The following is a 17,073-nucleotide window of genomic DNA, read 5'->3' on the forward strand; positions in this document are numbered from 1 at the left end:
GTCTAATTGTGAGTAAAATATTGATCAGGAAGCCAAAAATGTCTAACTCAGTTGTATTGCACCAATGGGAAATTTCTCCTTTTTGCCAAAAAGTATCACGTATGCTGAAGTTTAAAGGAATTCCTTTTTCAACAATTAACTATAATGGAGTATTAGGTGCAAAAGCACCGATGCTAAGTAAAGTAGGTAAATTACCAGTCCTTGATATTCAAGGTCAACGTATTCAGGACAGTACACAAATCGCGCGATATTTAGATAGTGCTTTTCCTGATCTTCCTCTGCTCTATCCTCAAGATCCTCTTGAAAAAGCGTATGTAGAATTATGGGAAGACTGGGCAGACGAGCTTTTATATTTTTATGAAGTTCACTATCGTGTAAATGATGCTCAAGCTTTTAAACTTGCTGTAGCAAAAGCCATAGAAGGGCGTCCCTATCATGAAACTCTACTTGTTAAACCATTACTCAAAACAACATTAACATTACAACTCAAAATGCAAGGTTTGGGACGCATCCCTAATGGCACGATAGATGCAGAATTTATTCGACATCTTGAACGAATTGATATTGTGTTAGAGCAAACTGGTTGGCTTGTTGGAAAAAATAAAACGATCGCTGATATTGCCGTAGGCTCACAACTTTTAGAAATCGTGCGTACTCATCAAAGTTTTCGCACCGTTATCCTAAGCTACGCAAATATTTCACAATGGTTAGAAAAATTATGATACAAAATCAAGATTTAACTTTACCCAGTGTTGTTGTTTTTGGCGTTGGTGCTCAACGTGGAATTGGTGCTGCAGTATGCCGACGTTTTGCACAAGAAGGGCTAAAAGTTCATGTTGTAGGTCGTACAGCCACAAAAGTAGATCGGGTTACGACTGAAATTATCAATCTGGGTGGGCAGGCAATTTCCCATTGCATCAATATCGAAAATCAAGCTGAAGTAAAAGCATTATTTGATAGCATTCATCAAGAGCGGGTCGAAGCCGTTATTCATAATGTTGGCGGAAATATTCCATCTATTTTCTTAAAAACCACAGCAGGTTTCTTTAATAAAATGTGGAAATCAACGTTCTCATCGGCTTATATTGTTTCACAATACAGTTTAAATGTTTTTCAACACCAGCAAAACGGCACACTCATTTTTACAGGTGCGAGCGCTTCTATGCGTGGTAAACCCTACTTTGCTGCCTTTACCATGGGCAAATCGGCACTGAGAAACTATGCTTTAAATCTAGCAAAAATCTACAAACCCCTGAATATTCATATTGCCCATGTTGTCATTGACGGTATGGTAGATGGTGATCGAGTGAATCAGGCAGTTTTAGGTTTTGGCAGATTGTTACGCTTAACACGTGGAACGGGTGGTTTAAATATTGATGCTATTGCTGAAAATTATTGGATGCTGTATCAGCAGAAAAAAGAATTATGGACACATGAGTTAGATTTACGTCCATATCAGGAGAAGTTTTAATATGAAAAATACACGTTCAGGACTTCCTATTTTACGCTTATTCCATTCAAATCAGGCTAAATCAAATTGTATTTTTATTGTAGGTGACGATGCTGAAAACCTCAGTCAGTTATTTGCTCAGGAAAATACAACGCATCCATTTGCTAAGATTTATCAAATTGTCCATATCGAACAACAATATTCATTCAAAGCTATTTCATCTATATATCATAATGTCATTACATTAAGCTTAGACTTATCTCATCCAACCGCTTTATATAAGTTATTACAATATATTGAAAACATTAAATATCATATTGAAATGTGTGTTTTTCTACCTTGTTTTAGCAACAGAACAGACACCATAGAAGCTTCAATCAAACAGCAAAATTTTCAATGGAAAAAAACGGGTTTAACCACCACTTTAATTGCACAGCATGTTATTCAACAGATGTTAAATAATCAAAAAGGTAGCCTTATCTTTTTAGATGCAGCACATACTGAAGAAAAATATGATCATTTATTAAGTCAAAGTTTGTCTGCAGCGAAGCGAGCATTATCACAATCTTTAGCGAGAGAGTTTCAGCCTACAGGCATTCATATCTGTTATAGCACACTAGAAGAATGGGATCATTCAAATATCCAACAGATTGAATCCATTAAGAATATTTGCTTACACCTACATCATCAACCTTTATCTACTTGGACTTATGAATTATAGACATCATCTAATTCAAACTCACAGCACAGTGCTGTTATCAAGATCCTAAAACATAAATGCCCGAAGGATACAATTATGTTAAAACAAATCGTAGCGTTATCATTTTCTTTAGTTATTACATCTCATCTTATGGCTCAAAGTACTGCGCCTCAAGCTCATTATGAAACTATTTTTATGGAAATAGCACCTCAAAAAAGAGTATGCCATGGCATAGGTGTAACTGAGTGTTTGCAATATAAAAAATTTGTTTTTGATGAAAATGGTCAAAAAATTTATAAAAACAGTGCTTGGTATAATCTTTATACACCAATAGAAGGTTATGAACACAATCCTACTCGACAAGCAACACTTCGAATAAAATCCTATTCAGTTAAAAATCCACCTGCGGATAGCTCAAGTGTACGTTATGTACTAGAAAAACAGATTTAAACAGAGGTAATTAAATCAAAAAATCGCGCTTTTTATTTATTCGTACATCAAAACTGTAAGCAACAATATGAATGAGTAAATGGACATCACTTCATTTTTTGGTCGAAAATTAAATGAAATGATGTCCTTTATTTTACTCTTAACATTTAGCATCATACATTTAGATTTTCACATATTTAAAATAAACGAATTTTCATTGCTTCCTATTGTCTGCATATACTTTTAGAGCACAACCAAAATTTTAATCATGACAATTAGATGACTGAATAATTTTATGAATAATATGCTCATGTGTAGGTACAAGACCCGTTTTTAAGCCAAGTGGTTTAAAAACCTTATCCAAAACGACCTGAGTCAATTGACCTTTATCTTGTTCAACATCAGTTAAAGTACGCCGACTAATGCCCACCATTTCTGCATATTTTTCTTGCGATAATCCAAGTACATTTTTTCGTAAATAGCTCAGCAGTTGCCCCAATGTAATTTTACCGAATAAATATTGCGTATATAAATCAATAAGTAATTGTTGACGATCAACTGGCTGATTGTTCTTTTTCATAATAGCTCCCATCGTGTCAATTTGGCTTCAATAAAGTCATATCCTAGAACTGGCATATCTATAATGGTTTGGGGAACACCTTTGTTGATTAATTGCTGTTTAAGCCCTATAAGTTGCTGAGCCAATGTTTTTAAAGTATTTAAAGAAATATGTGGTTCGCACCAATGTGCAAGATTTTGTGTAATATCATCCCAACGATATTCTCCCCCTTCCTCATATGGACTTCCCCATGTTGTTGACCTTGTGACAACTTCAGGATCAGCTTTCATTGGAGCAAAATCGTAAATTGGAGCAAGAAATATTTGTCCTGATTTTTTTAAGAATGACGTATTACGACCATGATTATCTGAGTTACCAAAAATGATATTGAGTAGATCTCTTTGTAACCATTCACAAACAAACTTCGAAGCATCAAAGTTTTTATTCACCGATTTTAATAAACGGCAAAGCGCATCTATCACCTCAAAATGATTCAAATGACTGCCTGATGCTTTATTCAATATAGAATAAACCGACTCAAGCCCGAGTCGATACCATTGTTGATTACGCCATTCTGTATCAAATCTTGGTAGCCATAACGATGGATATTTCTGACCTTCAATCAGTCTCATTTGAGAAGTTTCAATGCTTATAAATCCAAGTTCATTAAGAATATGATAAAAATGATACTCTGCCCTTAAAATGTCACAGTCTATTGCACTACGTTTATTTCGAGGAAATTTAACTAGATAATACTGATCTGGTTCATCAAAAGAATTTTGATAAGTATCAATCCAAACTTGTTGATTGCTTGACACTCGAATCAGTAGTTTTGGAGCCTCCCCCCCTGCACCTGTTGCACCGCCACTAATCGCACCCATTTGTTGTGCGTATTCAAGAAAATCAATATTCCGTTCTGTAACATCATCTATAGTAAATTTACGTAAGTGTAATGTTGACTCTGCATGAATTGATGGCACTGATTCCTTAATTCTTAGATTTCCTACAGGCGCAATTGTGCCTTTTTCTAATAACGTAAAATCCTGTTCAGCAGGTGAAAGTTTTTGCAGACCTAAATATTGGACTAAATAACGTCGAGCAGCACCAGACGGGGCAATATCATCTAAAAAACCAAACCAAACTTTCGACTCATGTTGAATCATAATTTGCACAGGAAGTCCTACGCTACATGCGTATTCATCTGTCTTCTCTAGATGAGAAATGGCATATTCTAATTCATAGACTAACTCGCACCCACTTGCAGCCCCTTTATGTGGATCTAATATCCTGAGTTCTGCGATATCTTGCCATTCTTGATCGAGAAGCGCCTGAATCGTTAATTTTTCCATAGATAAAGTGAGCAAATATTTTCTCAAAAATATCACAAACTCAATAAAATGAGAATATATTTGCTCATTAATATAAACAATAAAATTAAATGAGCAAATATTTTCTCAAAAATATTTTTTATCATAAAAGTTGAGAATGTTTTTCGCTATTCTAAAGGGGCTATTTTAAGAAAATGATACATCTCTTTTCATTGTCTTATTGCATTAAATGCTTAGCTTAAGAAGATAACTTTTTAAATAGATATCCTATCTGAGCCCTAGTAATACCCATCAACCGTGCGGCGGCTGATAGATTTCCATCGCATTCATGAATGGCTTGAATTGCAATTTTCTTTTCTAAAACCTCTAACGGAATTTGTCTTTTAATAATTTCTTCTATAATTTTTCGATCAGGATCTTTTTCACTTAGTTCAATATTGCCATCTTGATTTAAAAAAGTAACTTTGTATTCACTACTATTTAGAAAAAGCATCGACTCATCTATATAACAATGATCATCCACTAAAATTATTGCACGCTCCATTGCATTTTCCAATTCACGAATATTACCTGGCCAATCATATGTATTTAGCTGCTTATAAGCTTTGTCAGTCAATCCTTTAATTTTTTTCCCTTCTCTTTGTGAAAATTTTTCAATAAATAATTGAGCAAGGCTATAAATATCTTCTTTACGTTCACGTAAAGGTGGTATCACAATCGGAAAAACATTTAGACGAAAATATAAATCCCTTCTAAAAGTACCTTTTTCTACTGCTTCTAGTAAGTTAACATTTGTTGCAGCAATCACCCGTACATCAATTTTTCGGGTTTGAGTATCTCCTAAACGGTCAAGTTCACCATTTTGTAAAACTCTCAGCAATCGAGTTTGCGCACTTGAACTTAGCTCACCAATTTCATCTAAGAAAATGGTACCCCCTTCAGCTCTTTCAAATCGTCCTATTCGTGAAATATGCGCACCAGTATAAGCACCTTTCTCCACACCAAATAGTTCTGACTCAATCAAGTCATCAGGTAAAGCCCCGCAGTTTACAGCTACAAATGCGTTATTAGACCTTAAGCTCGTCTGATGTAACTGCCGCGCAAAAACTTCTTTTCCTACACCAGTTTCACCAAGTAACAATACAGTGACTGGACTTTTTGATGCTTTTTCGGCGAGCATCCAAGCCTCTTTAAAAGTCTTAGATTGACCAATAATGTCAAAGGGTAAAGTTAGAGGTATGCTTGCTTTTAATTGATCTAATTCCTCTTGTAAATCTAAAATTTTTTCTACAATAGAATCAGGATTATACAACTCTAAATATTCTTCTGTATTTTCCCACTCTTCTAAAGGTTTACCGATAAATCTAGTACCTTCTAATGTATGCTCTACATCTTTATGTAGAATAAATTTCCCAGTAATTCCTGAAACAAACCCAGTGGCATATCCTGTTTCAATCCAACTTGTGGGAACACCTGTATGGTTAAAAATATTACTATGAATTTGACTTTCAATAGAGTTTTTCCAAATAGCATCAACATAATATTTACCTGCATTAATATCTATTTCGACTTCTTTTAATTCTACTAAAACCATACCTTCTAAAGAGTGTAATAGAGTGCCTTTATGCAACATTTCTAAGTCTGGCAAATTTTTATAACGAGCTTTTATTATTTCGGCATCCCTTAAACCAGAAGCATAGCCAATACGCGTTAAAACACCTCTAGCTCGTTGAGAGCCTAATGTATTAATCAACTCTTTATACAATTCAATGAACGATGATGAGTGTAGTAAAATCATACGTTCTTCATCAAGCCAAATTTCCCCAGTATCAAATGAAAATTTTAATTTAGACGCAATTTCAGCAATCCCTGGAGAGTTTTCATCCCAACCCGTTAATCTTTGATATTTTTGCATTACACATCCTTGTGTATTTTTTAATACATTAACAATGTTATCTCATTTAAACTCTTATACTTTAGCAATCATGTCCATTTTAAAGAATCATAAGTTCTACTCACCGACTGAACGTTCTTTCGCCCAATCTCTTAAGATGAACTTCTGTAACTTGCCTGTTGACGTTTTTGGAATTTCATCAATCACCACATCTTTAGGGACTTTAAAACGCGCTAAGTGTTGTTTGCAGAACTCGATCACGTCTTCAGGTGTGGTTTCCGCCCCATTTTTAAGCTCAATAAAGGCACAAGGTACTTCCTGCCAACGTGGATCAGGTTTTGCCACCACAGCCGCCGTCATGATAGCTGGATGGGTATAAAGTACTTCCTCAACTTCAAGAGAAGAGATATTTTCTCCCCCAGAAATGATAATGTCTTTCGAGCGATCCATAATTTTGGCATAACCATCAGGTTGGCAAACCGCAAGGTCACCCGTATGGAACCATCCGCCTTTAAAGGCTTCTTCAGTCGCTTGCGTATTTTTCAGATAACCCTTCATGACAATATTGCCACGGAACATGATTTCGCCCATGGTGGTTCCATCATTAGGAACGGGCTGCATGGTTTCAGGGTCAAGCACACGCATACCATCTTGTAATGGATAAGGTACGCCTTGACGGGAATGTAACTGTGCTTGTTCGCTGATTGAAAGTTCACTCCAACCTGCTTGTGAGGCGCATAGTGCAGATGGACCATAGGTTTCAGTTAAACCATAAACATGATTGACCTGTACACCAATATGATGCATGCCTTCAATAATTGCCGCAGGCGGTGCAGCACCTGCCACCATGACTTCAACACGATGGGTAAATTTGATTTGTTGCTCTTTCGGTGTATTGATCAGCATAGACAATACAATCGGTGCACCACAGAAATAATCGACTTTGTATTGATCAATCAATTTAAAAATCAGTTCAGGATCAATTTTACGTAAACAAATATTGGTACCGCCATTTGCCGCCACAGTCCAAGCAAAGCACCAACCATTGCAATGGAACAGAGGCAATGTCCATAAATATTTACAACGTGGGGTCATGCCACAGGCAATGATATTACTTGCTGCATTGATATAGGCACCACGATGATGATAGACCACACCTTTCGGGTTGCCTGTCGTACCTGAAGTATAATTTAGACTGATTGCATCCCATTCATCTTGCGGTAAATGCCATTCAAAGTTTTCATCTCCGTTTTTGAGCCAGTCTTCATATTCGATCTGACCAATGCGTGCGGTTGTATCAGTAGCTTCGTATTCTACATCTGCTACATCAATGATATAGATTTCCTGATCAATCAGCGCGATAGCTTCTTGCGCCAATGCTGCAAATTCAGGATCGACCAAAAGTACTTTGGTTTCGGCATGCTCAAGCATGAAAGCAATGGTTTTTGCATCTAAACGGGTATTTAAGGTGTTGAGTACAGCACCTGACATAGGCACTGCAAAATGTGCTTCAACCATCGCAGGAATATTTGGGAGCAATACAGAAACAGTATCGTTCTTTTTGATGCCTAGATTTTGTAATTGATGTGCAAACTGGCGACAACGGGTGTAAGTCTCACGCCATGAGATATGACGAGCACCATGTACGATCGCATCCTGATGTGGATAAATATAAGCAGCACGCTCTAAATAACGCAACGGTGACAATGCTACAAAGTTGGCAGGTGTACGCGGTAATTCATCATAATTATTCATCTTAAGATCCCTATGTTTTTATTCCTTTTCGTTAAAAAAAAGACAGTCGAAATCGCTCAACTGCCTTACAAATTTAAACTACTTTCTTATTTTTCAGCATATTCAGTGCAACATCGACAATCATATCTTCCTGCCCTCCTACCATACGCCGTTTGCCAAGTTCAACCAATATGTCAAATGCTGACAGACCATATTTCTGAGCAGCAGTTTCAGCATGACGTAAAAAACTTGAATAAACTCCTGCATAACCAAGAGCCAACGTTTCACGGTCTACTCGTACTGGTCTCTCTTGCAATGGACGTACAATATCTTCGGCAGCATCAATCAGTTTTTTTACATCACAGCCATGGTTTAAGCCCATACGCTGTGCCGCAGCAATAAACACTTCCAATGGTGCATTGCCTGCACCTGCCCCCATGCCTGTTAAGCTGGCATCAATACGGTTACAGCCATGCTCAAGTGCCACAATACTGTTGGCTACCCCTAAACTCAAGTTGTGATGTGCATGCATACCGGTTTCAGTTTCAGGCTTAAGTACATCTTTCATGGCTTTAAAACGGTCCGCTATGTCATACATATTCATGGCGCCACCTGAGTCCACCACATAGATACACTCTGCACCATAACTTTCCATCAATTTTCCTTGCTGTGCCAAGCCTTCTGGCGTATTCATGTGGCTCATCATCAAGAAACCCACGGTGTCCATCCCCAGTTCACGTGCATATTCAATATGTTGTTTAGATACATCTGCTTCGGTACAATGTGTCGCCACACGCACCACGCGTGCACCTGCATCATAAGCAGCTTTTAAATCATGAATAGTGCCAATGCCTGGTAGAAGCAATGTCGCTACTTTGGCATGTTTTACTTCACTGGCAACCGCTTCAATCCACTCTAAATCACTATGTGCACCAAAGCCATAATTGAAACTGGAACCTTGCAGACCGTCACCATGCGCCACTTCAATGCTGTCAACACCCGCTTCATCTAAAGCGCGCGCGATTTGACGAACTTGATCTGGGGAATACTGATGGCGAATGGCATGCATACCATCGCGTAAAGTCACATCAGAAACATAAATTTTACGTTGCGGATCTATCATTTTATGCTCCTTCTGTTGTTATGGAATTTGAGTCTAGTTTTTGATTCAGTTGTGTTTCAGCAAAGCGTTCTGCTGCCGCCAAAGCCGCACTGGTCATAATGTCTAAGTTGCCTGCATAAGCGGGTAAGTAGTGTGCTGCGCCTTCAACCTCTAGAAAAATCGACACTTTTAGACCAGTTAATTTGCCTAATCCTGAAATATTTAAAGGACGGTCTGTGCCAAACTCTTCAAATTGCACTTCCTGCTTCAGGCGGTAACCCGGAACATAAGCATGAACGGCATCTGCCATCTCTTTGACCGATTGGCGGATTGCCTCTTGATCTGCACCCAGCTCTGCTAGGCAATACACTGTGTCGCGCATGATTAAAGGTGGTTCAGCTGGGTTCATAATAATGATGGCTTTGCCTTTTTGCGCACCGCCCACTTCTTCAATCGCTTTAGAGGTGGTTTCGGTAAATTCATCAATATTGGCGCGTGTGCCAGGCCCTGCCGATTTACTGGCAATTGAGGCAATGATTTCGGCATAATGTACTTTGGCAATTCGGGAAACTGCTTTCACCATGGGAATGGTTGCCTGACCGCCACATGTCACCATGTTGATATTTAGCGCATTCATGTGTTCATCCAGATTGACCACAGGCACCACATAAGGACCAATGGCAGCAGGAGTCAGGTCAATCACCTGAATGCCATGCTGCTGTAACACTGCATTATGATGTGCATGTGCACTTGCTGAAGTCGCATCAAAAACAATTTTTATGTCTTTAAAGCAAGGTAAATGCAGTAAGCCTTCCACACTTTCTGCTGTGGTTTCAAAGCCGAAACGCGCAGCGCGGGCTAAACCGTCGGAGTTTGGATCAACCCCGACCATTGCGCCCATTTCAACATATTGGGCATTGCGCATGATTTTAATCATCAGGTCAGTGCCGATATTGCCCGAACCGATAATGGCGCTTTTAATTTTTGACATGTTGTTTTCCTTATGTATTGGACGATGCAAATACAGCAGTCACTGAACCAAAACCTTCAATCTGTACCTGAAACTCATCGCCTGGATGTGCCGCAACCATTGGCCCCAAAGCGCCAGTCAGCACCAAATCACCTTTTTGCAATGGACGACCGCGTTTCACCATTTCATCAGCTAGCCACACAGCAGCATTTAAAGGATTAGCTAAGCAGGCTTTGCCGATGCCTTCCGATACCACTTCACCCGCTCGGGTCATCTGCATTTTGCAATTCACTAAATCAACATTTGCAAGTAAAACTGGCTGCGAACTCAGCACATAAGCGGCAGATGAAGCATTGTCTGCAACTGTGTCCAGCAGTGAGATTTTCCAGTTTTCGATGCGACTATCCACCACCTCAATAGCTGCTAAAGCATAATCCGTTGCGCTGATAATATCGGCATAGGTATGCTTGGCTTGAGTGAGATCGGCTTTGAGTACCAAAGCAATTTCCGCCTCAACTTTAGGCTGAATCAGTTTACTTGTAGGAATCACTTCACCATCACCATAAGCCATGTCGGTAAACAACATGCCGAAGTCTGGAGAATCCACACCCAACTGCTTCTGCACAACAACAGAAGTCAGACCAATTTTTCGGCCTACTAAACGGCGTCCTTGTTGCAAAGCACGTTTGGTATTGATGTCCTGAATGCTATAGGCATCATCTACTGTGGCATATTCTCCCAGTTCTGCACGGATGGGGGCTATAGGCTGTTGGGTCTCTTCAGCATGATGCAGCGCATCAGCCAATAAGACTAAATTTGAATCCATCTTTTTCACCCTTTAGGTTAGAATGTCCAAACAAATTTCATCCAAGTGGCACTACCTTCTGGACGGTTTTTGACTTCAATTTCTTTCATGTATTTACCTTCCAAATACCAATTCGGCTCAGGTTGATAATGAATACCAGGACCAACACCAATGACTTGCCCCTTATTTCCAATATCGACATAATTACTTTCATCATCGGTAAGCTGTTTAAAAACATAGCCTTGGGCACCAAATGTCAATGAGGGGGTAACTTTATAACCAAAACTGTAATCTGCTGCCAGATAGTCACCAGATTGATAATTTGTATCATTATTTTCAGTGTTAAAGCTGTATGAAACTTTAGTGGATAAATCCAAGCCATGACCTAAGTAGCTATAAGCGAACATGGGTCGAACTGTGTAATAATTTTTTCCTAAATTTGCCACAATCGGTTTTACAATTGTTGGTGCATCATAGTCACCCGTTGGAAATACACCTTCAATGGACGTAGCCCAATGATGATTGCCTGAATGCCATGACAACAATGGTGCAAAAATTAAATCACCTAAGCCTTTGTTACTATCAGACATACCAGCAACAGAAATTCTTAAATCCGCAAATGGCTGTACAGCGTAAAAACCTAAATTACCACCTAAAATTTTTTTGTCTGTCATCCATACTAAACGTGTAACTAAAGCATTTGAATCAACATGAAAATCAGGTACAGAAACATCGCCTTGGTTATCTAGCATTTTATTTGCATGATAATTTTGATAATAAGATAATAAATACACTCCTGGTGGCGGCAGTGCTCCTGCGGTGAATCCTTCAGCACCAAGCGCTGCTGAATCCACACCATTTTCCGTTGCATAGCTATCCACCATTGCTAAGCCAAATAAAATGGCTACGATTATATTTTTATATAATTTTTTCATTTAAATATCCTTTTAAATGCGGGTTTAAAATATTTTTGAATTATTCTAATAAAAAGTTTTCAACCAACTGACTAAAACGACCTGCATGTTCAATTTGCGCCCAATGACCACACTCTCCAAACACATGCAATTGAGCATGTTGTAGCCAATTCAATAAAGTAATTGAACTTTCAAGTGGAATGACCAAGTCATCACGTCCATGAATAATTAAAGTTTGATGTGGTAAGCTACGAACATCAGCTTCAGGGCTAGCTAAAGTATCAACCCAACGCTGCCTTGGTGCAGGGAACATAGCAGAAAAAGCCTCCTGAAAGCCTGGACGTATACTGGCTTGGTAACGCAATTCTGCAAGTTCATCTGTTACTAAGTTACGGTTATAAGCGAAAATATCGAGCATCTCACGCATACTTTCAAATGATGGTTCATAGCCCCAAACCTTATCTAAAGCATCAGTAAGCTCAAAAGGTGTTCCTGCACTTCCCATCAAAATTAACCGTCTAACTCGTTCTGGATATGCAATGGCAAATGCAATCGAAATACCACCACCAAATGAATTACCAACTAAATCAACCTGCTCAAGATTTAATTCATCCAATAAATCTTTGAGCTGCTGCACCCATACTTCTTTACTATATACAATCCCTTTCGGGCGTTCACTGTAACCAAAACCCACCATATCTGGAGCAATTACACGAAACTTTTGTGCCAGTACAGGCATAATCAAGCGCCAATTTGCCCAAGCAGTCACACCAGGACCTGAACCATGAATCATCACAACAGGAAAGCCTTCACCTAAATCATGGTAATTGGTTGCAAAATTTCCTGTTTTTAAGCTTTTTGCGAGTTCTGGATTGCTATTCATATTTAAATGTCCTATTCAATATTTGATTGCTATGTAATCAGGTCATTACACTTAAAAAAGTCTCGTTAAGTTTGCGTTCATGAAAGAACAAAGCCTTAGGCAGTTCATCAACAGTCCATGTCAAAATTGGACGGTCTGGATACCACAGATATCCACCACTAAAAATTTCATTGCGGTTACCAGATGGATCAAAGAAATAGATGGTTTCCCCACGCGTAATACCGTGACGAGTTGGACCAATTTCATGAGGGACTTCATTTTCTGCAATTTTGTCTGCCGCATTTAAGACATGCGCCCAAGAATCAACTGCAAAAGATAAGTGATGGAGTTTTCCTTTGACTGGTGCATGAATGAATGCAACATCATGTGGTTTATTACTACAGGAGAGAAATGCTGCAATCATGTTATCACCCGCTATGACACGTTCAGCTAGTTGAAAACCTAAGACATTCACAAATAATTTATAACTTCCTTCAACATCATCACCAATCAAAGCACAATGGTCGAAGTTGTTTGGATGAATGCCTTTGAGATTTGGCGCTTTAACGCCTGGATTAACAACAGGCATACCATTGCCTACAAGCTCCTTTTCTGAATAAAGTTCAAAGACATGACCCGTAGGTGCTGTAAAACGTACACGTTTACCTGTCGCTAAATGAGTGTTGGCAGCAAAAAGCTCTGTTTTAATACCAAAATTTTCAATCTCATTTGCCAAGCGTTTTAAAGTTGCCTCATCACTAACTTTAAATGCCATGACTTCAATTCCTGGCTCATCAGCTTCCTGTAAAACGATACTGTGATGATCATGCTCATCCCAAGCCTTTAAATACACTTTGCCATTCGCATCTTGTGCAGTTTCAATTAATCCAAGCACATTGACGTAATAATCTTTTGCTTCATGAATATCCAAAACACGAATAATGACGTGCCCAGGACGCAATACACCTTGATTACTCATTTTCTATTTCCTTCTTCTTATCTATTTGTTTTAACCCTAGTACAGTAATTTCGAGATCAGACCGTGGATAAATACAGCAGGCTAAAACAATTCCATGTTGTTCATCTAACTCACTGATATGGGCTCTACTCATACGTTTCTTTTTGAACTGACCTTGCTGAATCTGGATACGGCAAATACCGCATCCACCGCCTCTGCATCCGACTGGAATTCCCTTCCGATTCAATGATTTCATACTTTGTAGCACTGAAGAGTTTTCGATACAGCTAAACTCTTCATCATTATTTAAAATCCGTATGCAATACATAAGCGATGCTCCTTAAATATTTCTAAATAAAGGACTCTTAACCATTTGACTGTTGGCATCTGCTGCATTCAAGAATTTTTCCATATGAATATCACGCTCAAATAAGCGCCCACGAATCAAAACTCGAATACACGCTTCTATCATCATTGGTGGTCCGCAAAGGTAAGCTTTGTGTCCACGGAAATCCTGATTGAAAATTTTGTTTGCAGCATCGTGTACAAAACCTCGTTCACCTGTCCAATTACTTTCCAATGCTTCGTCCGATAAGACTGGAATATATTTAAATTGTGGATATTGTTTTTCTAAATCTGCAAAGAGTTGACTGTAATACAACTCCTCCTGATTCCGTGCGCCATGCATCAAAGTAATATTCCGTGTATCACCAGCTTCAAGCAATTCTAAAATCATAGATTTAGGGCTAGATAAACCTGAACCACCAGCAATAAACAATGCTGCATTCGGATCTGAATGACGGGTGTAAAATCGACCTAAAGGACCACTAAAATTAAGAGACTTCCCCACTTGTAGATCTTCATGTAACCACATTGTGGCTTTACCACCAGGGACTTTACGAATATTCAGTTCAATTAAATTCGCGTCAGAAGGTGCACTGGCAATTGAAAATGCACGAGGCTCTTCCAAACCAGGTACATACAAATTAATGTATTGACCTGCCTGAAATTGAAAGCCTGCCGCCACTTCTAAATAAATACCTCGGATCGTTGGTGTTAGGTCTTCAATTTTTACTACAGTGCCAATGAAGTCTTGCAATGGATAACCCTTTGCATCAGCATCTTCATCCATTTCGACTTCTATAGTGACATCGCATTCAAGTGTTGCACAGCATGCAAGGGCTTTGCCTTCCATACGCTCCATATCCATTAGAGCAAATGGAGAAGCTTCACCTAACTGCACCTCACCTTCAACAACTTGAATTTTGCATGTTCCACACAATCCATGTCCACAAGCATGAGGTAGCCAAATTCCTGCACGCAATGCAGCATCAAGAATAGTTTGATTTTCTTCGATTTCAATGACTTGCCCAACAGGCTCAATCGTTAATTCATAAGACATGGGAAACTCCTATATTCCTGTTAATGCAGGAGTTTCAAAAGTAAGCATTGATTTATGGCTAATCCCAGCTTGTGCTAAGCTTGAATTTAATTCCACAATCATTGACTTTTTAAAATGCGTCCACTTCACCTTAGACCAATCGATATTTTTCCAATCATCTACATTCACGAAAGAGCTCGCTGCTAGAACTTGGTCAATTAAATTTTGAAAAGTCATCTCAGGTTTCACTAAGACGGCAATTGGTGAAGCAATACTAAAGTGCCCAAGCCATTCGATGAACAATAATTGATGACCATTGAATTGATCTTGGCTATCACGAACTTGTCCTACATAATTTGACTGATAAGAAACTACAGGCATAGAAATCTCCTATCGGTGCATTTGATAGCACCGAAAATTTAAGAATTTGAATTTTTAGTTGCGATTAATTAAGCTGAAATGCTTACAGCCCTTTCCACTCTGCCCAATTTTTAGCATCAGGAGAAGTTTCAAATGGTCCAGTATCCTGACCTGGCACTAAATGCATCCAAGTAATAATTTCCTCAGGAGAAGGTCCTCCTGCTTTGCCTTGCAGCATTTGTTGTACTGGTAAACATGCTTGCACATATTTTTCAGGTTCATTATCAAAGATGTCCTTACAACCATCAGAACAGAAATGATAATTTTCACTTTTATAGACGGAGAATCGATGACGACGAACCTCTGGTTCATTAATTTCAGTGAAAATCAATGGAATCTGACAAGTTTGACATAAACAAGGTAGACTGGTGTTAAACCACCGTTTTCCTTCTTTTTCCAACTCACGCCATTTCTCATATTGAGGTCGATATAGCTTATCAAAAGTATTTGGGTATTCTTTACTGAACCAATCCATTTCTTCATCACTTGGCAACCATGAATGAAGACCTGTTGCCCAACCATATTGATAAAACATACTCCAAGCTTGATGGGTAATATGTTCCTTTTCAGCAACGCTTTCTTCCCAATATTTCGGCATACGAATACCGTAATGCTCTAAATCTTTGAATAATGCACCACCGCTTTGCTCAAAGTAGATTTCCCAACCTTCACGCCAAGACATGATTTTCTTTGGTAGCATATAATCCATCATCATGCCAACAAGTGTAAGTAAGCGGTAACCTCGCCAGAACCATTTATCAATCCATTTTTGAACGATTGGAATATTTTCTGGATCTTGTTCCAAAATAAACTTGATCACCTCAATTCCAAGTGTCATATGACGTGCTTCATCTGACTGTGCAGAGAAACCGAAAGTAACCGTTGCCATATCTCCATTGTAGGCAGCACCTGACATAAATGGCATAAAGAGTAAATTAGTCAATACATATTCAAATGAGAAAGAAAAAGCAACAAGATACTCAAATGGTCCTGCTGTCATTGCATCATTAATGTATGATTTTGAAACAGATAAATACCATACACGGTCATAATTTTGAGGCCATGAATGAAATCCATTAAAGTAACGATTGTAATGACTCATCGTATGAATTTGAGTCTGGCAATGACGCAACTCATCAATTGCCTGCATTTGTGAAGCAACACGTGGACCTACACCACGTAAACGTCGACCTACCTGAGCAAAACCACGATGAGCATTGTATTCAAGCGGCGTAACACCTGTTAAAAACAGTTTTAGTGCATTTATATATCGAGCATTAGTTACATTTAAATGCCCATTATTTTGCGCAAAAGCATCAATAATCGAGTAAAGTTTACGTTCTTTCTCTGCCTGATATTTCCAATAAGAATCCATAGTAAGTCGAAATGGATCCTCCCATTTGTCCCAATCATGAATTTTAATCCCTTCAAATTGATCATAGGGAAATACATCATCCATTTTTACATAACTTGTATCCCAACCTAAATCTCGAGTCATTACATTGTATTTGTCTTTTAAGCTTAATTTAGCTTTTGCCGTATCTTTAATCTTTGAGTTCATGTTTGC

Annotated in this window: 18 protein-coding genes; 4 read left to right on the forward strand and 14 right to left on the reverse strand. The window is 38.6% G+C overall.

The annotated features are described in order from the left end of the window. The first annotated feature begins 38 nt into the window (after nucleotides 1-38). The 4 genes from C9E89_RS08760 to C9E89_RS08775 all read left to right on the forward strand — a co-directional run bounded on the left by C9E89_RS08760 (nucleotide 39) and on the right by C9E89_RS08775 (nucleotide 2,600). Nucleotides 39-722, forward strand: coding sequence for a glutathione S-transferase family protein (locus C9E89_RS08760; protein ID WP_107007871.1), 684 nt, complete (start codon nucleotides 39-41; stop codon nucleotides 720-722). Next, nucleotides 719-1,471, forward strand: coding sequence for an SDR family NAD(P)-dependent oxidoreductase (locus tag C9E89_RS08765; RefSeq protein ID WP_107007872.1), 753 nt, complete (start codon nucleotides 719-721; stop codon nucleotides 1,469-1,471). Before C9E89_RS08760 ends, C9E89_RS08765 begins: the two co-directional genes overlap by 4 nt. Before the next feature lies 1 nt (nucleotide 1,472). Beyond that, nucleotides 1,473-2,171 carry a Rossmann-fold NAD(P)-binding domain-containing protein gene (locus C9E89_RS08770; RefSeq protein WP_107007873.1) on the forward strand — a complete coding sequence of 233 codons (699 nt, stop codon included), beginning with the start codon at nucleotides 1,473-1,475 and terminating at the stop codon, nucleotides 2,169-2,171. Nucleotides 2,172-2,246: 75 nt separating this feature from the next. Beyond that, the gene (locus tag C9E89_RS08775; protein WP_107007874.1) at nucleotides 2,247-2,600 is read left to right on the forward strand and encodes a DUF4377 domain-containing protein; all 354 of its coding nucleotides are present in this window, start codon (nucleotides 2,247-2,249) and stop codon (nucleotides 2,598-2,600) included. 241 nt (nucleotides 2,601-2,841) lie between these two features. Here the strand turns inward: C9E89_RS08775 and C9E89_RS08780 are convergent, their stop codons facing one another. From C9E89_RS08780 to C9E89_RS08845, 14 genes are all read right to left on the reverse strand, one after another. Beyond that, entirely contained in the window at nucleotides 2,842-3,159 is a 318-nt protein-coding gene (locus C9E89_RS08780) for a helix-turn-helix domain-containing protein (protein ID WP_228199004.1), read from the reverse strand. Continuing rightward, the gene (locus tag C9E89_RS08785) at nucleotides 3,156-4,487 is read right to left on the reverse strand and encodes a type II toxin-antitoxin system HipA family toxin (RefSeq protein ID WP_107007876.1); all 1,332 of its coding nucleotides are present in this window, start codon (nucleotides 4,485-4,487) and stop codon (nucleotides 3,156-3,158) included. Before C9E89_RS08785 ends, C9E89_RS08780 begins: the two co-directional genes overlap by 4 nt. Nucleotides 4,488-4,704: 217 nt before the next feature. Then, on the reverse strand, nucleotides 4,705-6,381 hold the full coding sequence (locus tag C9E89_RS08790; RefSeq protein ID WP_107007877.1) for a sigma 54-interacting transcriptional regulator: 1,677 nt from the start codon (nucleotides 6,379-6,381) through the stop codon (nucleotides 4,705-4,707). Between the two features lie 96 nt (nucleotides 6,382-6,477). Further along, nucleotides 6,478-8,115 carry an acyl-CoA synthetase gene (locus tag C9E89_RS08795; RefSeq protein WP_107007878.1) on the reverse strand — a complete coding sequence of 546 codons (1,638 nt, stop codon included), beginning with the start codon at nucleotides 8,113-8,115 and terminating at the stop codon, nucleotides 6,478-6,480. 73 nt (nucleotides 8,116-8,188) lie between these two features. Beyond that, on the reverse strand, nucleotides 8,189-9,217 hold the full coding sequence (dmpG, locus tag C9E89_RS08800) for a 4-hydroxy-2-oxovalerate aldolase (RefSeq protein ID WP_107007879.1): 1,029 nt from the start codon (nucleotides 9,215-9,217) through the stop codon (nucleotides 8,189-8,191). Nucleotide 9,218: 1 nt separating this feature from the next. After that, nucleotides 9,219-10,187 (reverse strand): acetaldehyde dehydrogenase (acetylating), encoded by a 969-nt coding sequence (locus C9E89_RS08805; RefSeq protein WP_107007880.1) that lies wholly within the window; start codon nucleotides 10,185-10,187, stop codon nucleotides 9,219-9,221. Between the two features lie 10 nt (nucleotides 10,188-10,197). Further along, entirely contained in the window at nucleotides 10,198-10,992 is a 795-nt protein-coding gene (locus C9E89_RS08810; RefSeq protein WP_107007881.1) for a 2-keto-4-pentenoate hydratase, read from the reverse strand. 17 nt (nucleotides 10,993-11,009) lie between these two features. Continuing rightward, a complete protein-coding gene (locus C9E89_RS08815; RefSeq protein ID WP_107007882.1) occupies nucleotides 11,010-11,906 on the reverse strand; it encodes a SphA family protein in 897 nt (298 codons plus the stop codon). A gap of 40 nt (nucleotides 11,907-11,946) precedes the next feature. Further along, nucleotides 11,947-12,768 (reverse strand): alpha/beta fold hydrolase, encoded by an 822-nt coding sequence (locus C9E89_RS08820; protein WP_107007883.1) that lies wholly within the window; start codon nucleotides 12,766-12,768, stop codon nucleotides 11,947-11,949. 37 nt (nucleotides 12,769-12,805) lie between these two features. Then, entirely contained in the window at nucleotides 12,806-13,726 is a 921-nt protein-coding gene (locus C9E89_RS08825; protein ID WP_107007884.1) for a catechol 2,3-dioxygenase, read from the reverse strand. After that, nucleotides 13,719-14,033 carry a 2Fe-2S iron-sulfur cluster-binding protein gene (locus C9E89_RS08830; RefSeq protein WP_107007885.1) on the reverse strand — a complete coding sequence of 105 codons (315 nt, stop codon included), beginning with the start codon at nucleotides 14,031-14,033 and terminating at the stop codon, nucleotides 13,719-13,721. Before C9E89_RS08830 ends, C9E89_RS08825 begins: the two co-directional genes overlap by 8 nt. 12 nt (nucleotides 14,034-14,045) lie before the next feature. Then, nucleotides 14,046-15,107 (reverse strand): NADH:ubiquinone reductase (Na(+)-transporting) subunit F, encoded by a 1,062-nt coding sequence (locus C9E89_RS08835; RefSeq protein WP_107007886.1) that lies wholly within the window; start codon nucleotides 15,105-15,107, stop codon nucleotides 14,046-14,048. A gap of 9 nt (nucleotides 15,108-15,116) precedes the next feature. Further along, complete coding sequence (locus C9E89_RS08840) at nucleotides 15,117-15,467, reverse strand: phenol hydroxylase subunit P4 (protein ID WP_107007887.1); 351 nt, start codon at nucleotides 15,465-15,467, stop codon at nucleotides 15,117-15,119. Nucleotides 15,468-15,549: 82 nt separating this feature from the next. Then, on the reverse strand, nucleotides 15,550-17,067 hold the full coding sequence (locus C9E89_RS08845; protein ID WP_107007888.1) for a YHS domain-containing protein: 1,518 nt from the start codon (nucleotides 17,065-17,067) through the stop codon (nucleotides 15,550-15,552). Nucleotides 17,068-17,073 lie beyond the last annotated feature (6 nt).

The organism is Acinetobacter sichuanensis, assembly GCF_003024515.2.
Taxonomy (GTDB): Bacteria; Pseudomonadota; Gammaproteobacteria; order Pseudomonadales; family Moraxellaceae; genus Acinetobacter; species Acinetobacter sichuanensis.

Excerpts from the sequence above, each read along its gene's own strand:
- C9E89_RS08760 (WP_107007871.1), top strand. The coding sequence starts at position 39 with ATGTCTAACTCAGTTGTATTGCACCAATGGGAAATTTCTCCTTTTTGC.
- C9E89_RS08765 (WP_107007872.1), top strand. The coding sequence starts at position 719 with ATGATACAAAATCAAGATTTAACTTTACCCAGTGTTGTTGTTTTTGGC.
- C9E89_RS08770 (WP_107007873.1), top strand. The coding sequence starts at position 1,473 with ATGAAAAATACACGTTCAGGACTTCCTATTTTACGCTTATTCCATTCA.
- C9E89_RS08775 (WP_107007874.1), top strand. The coding sequence starts at position 2,247 with ATGTTAAAACAAATCGTAGCGTTATCATTTTCTTTAGTTATTACATCT.
- C9E89_RS08780 (WP_228199004.1), bottom strand. The coding sequence starts at position 3,159 with ATGAAAAAGAACAATCAGCCAGTTGATCGTCAACAATTACTTATTGAT.
- C9E89_RS08785 (WP_107007876.1), bottom strand. The coding sequence starts at position 4,487 with ATGGAAAAATTAACGATTCAGGCGCTTCTCGATCAAGAATGGCAAGAT.
- C9E89_RS08790 (WP_107007877.1), bottom strand. The coding sequence starts at position 6,381 with ATGCAAAAATATCAAAGATTAACGGGTTGGGATGAAAACTCTCCAGGG.
- C9E89_RS08795 (WP_107007878.1), bottom strand. The coding sequence starts at position 8,115 with ATGAATAATTATGATGAATTACCGCGTACACCTGCCAACTTTGTAGCA.
- dmpG (WP_107007879.1), bottom strand. The coding sequence starts at position 9,217 with ATGATAGATCCGCAACGTAAAATTTATGTTTCTGATGTGACTTTACGC.
- C9E89_RS08805 (WP_107007880.1), bottom strand. The coding sequence starts at position 10,187 with ATGTCAAAAATTAAAAGCGCCATTATCGGTTCGGGCAATATCGGCACT.
- C9E89_RS08810 (WP_107007881.1), bottom strand. The coding sequence starts at position 10,992 with ATGGATTCAAATTTAGTCTTATTGGCTGATGCGCTGCATCATGCTGAA.
- C9E89_RS08815 (WP_107007882.1), bottom strand. The coding sequence starts at position 11,906 with ATGAAAAAATTATATAAAAATATAATCGTAGCCATTTTATTTGGCTTA.
- C9E89_RS08820 (WP_107007883.1), bottom strand. The coding sequence starts at position 12,768 with ATGAATAGCAATCCAGAACTCGCAAAAAGCTTAAAAACAGGAAATTTT.
- C9E89_RS08825 (WP_107007884.1), bottom strand. The coding sequence starts at position 13,726 with ATGAGTAATCAAGGTGTATTGCGTCCTGGGCACGTCATTATTCGTGTT.
- C9E89_RS08830 (WP_107007885.1), bottom strand. The coding sequence starts at position 14,033 with ATGTATTGCATACGGATTTTAAATAATGATGAAGAGTTTAGCTGTATC.
- C9E89_RS08835 (WP_107007886.1), bottom strand. The coding sequence starts at position 15,107 with ATGTCTTATGAATTAACGATTGAGCCTGTTGGGCAAGTCATTGAAATC.
- C9E89_RS08840 (WP_107007887.1), bottom strand. The coding sequence starts at position 15,467 with ATGCCTGTAGTTTCTTATCAGTCAAATTATGTAGGACAAGTTCGTGAT.
- C9E89_RS08845 (WP_107007888.1), bottom strand. The coding sequence starts at position 17,067 with ATGAACTCAAAGATTAAAGATACGGCAAAAGCTAAATTAAGCTTAAAA.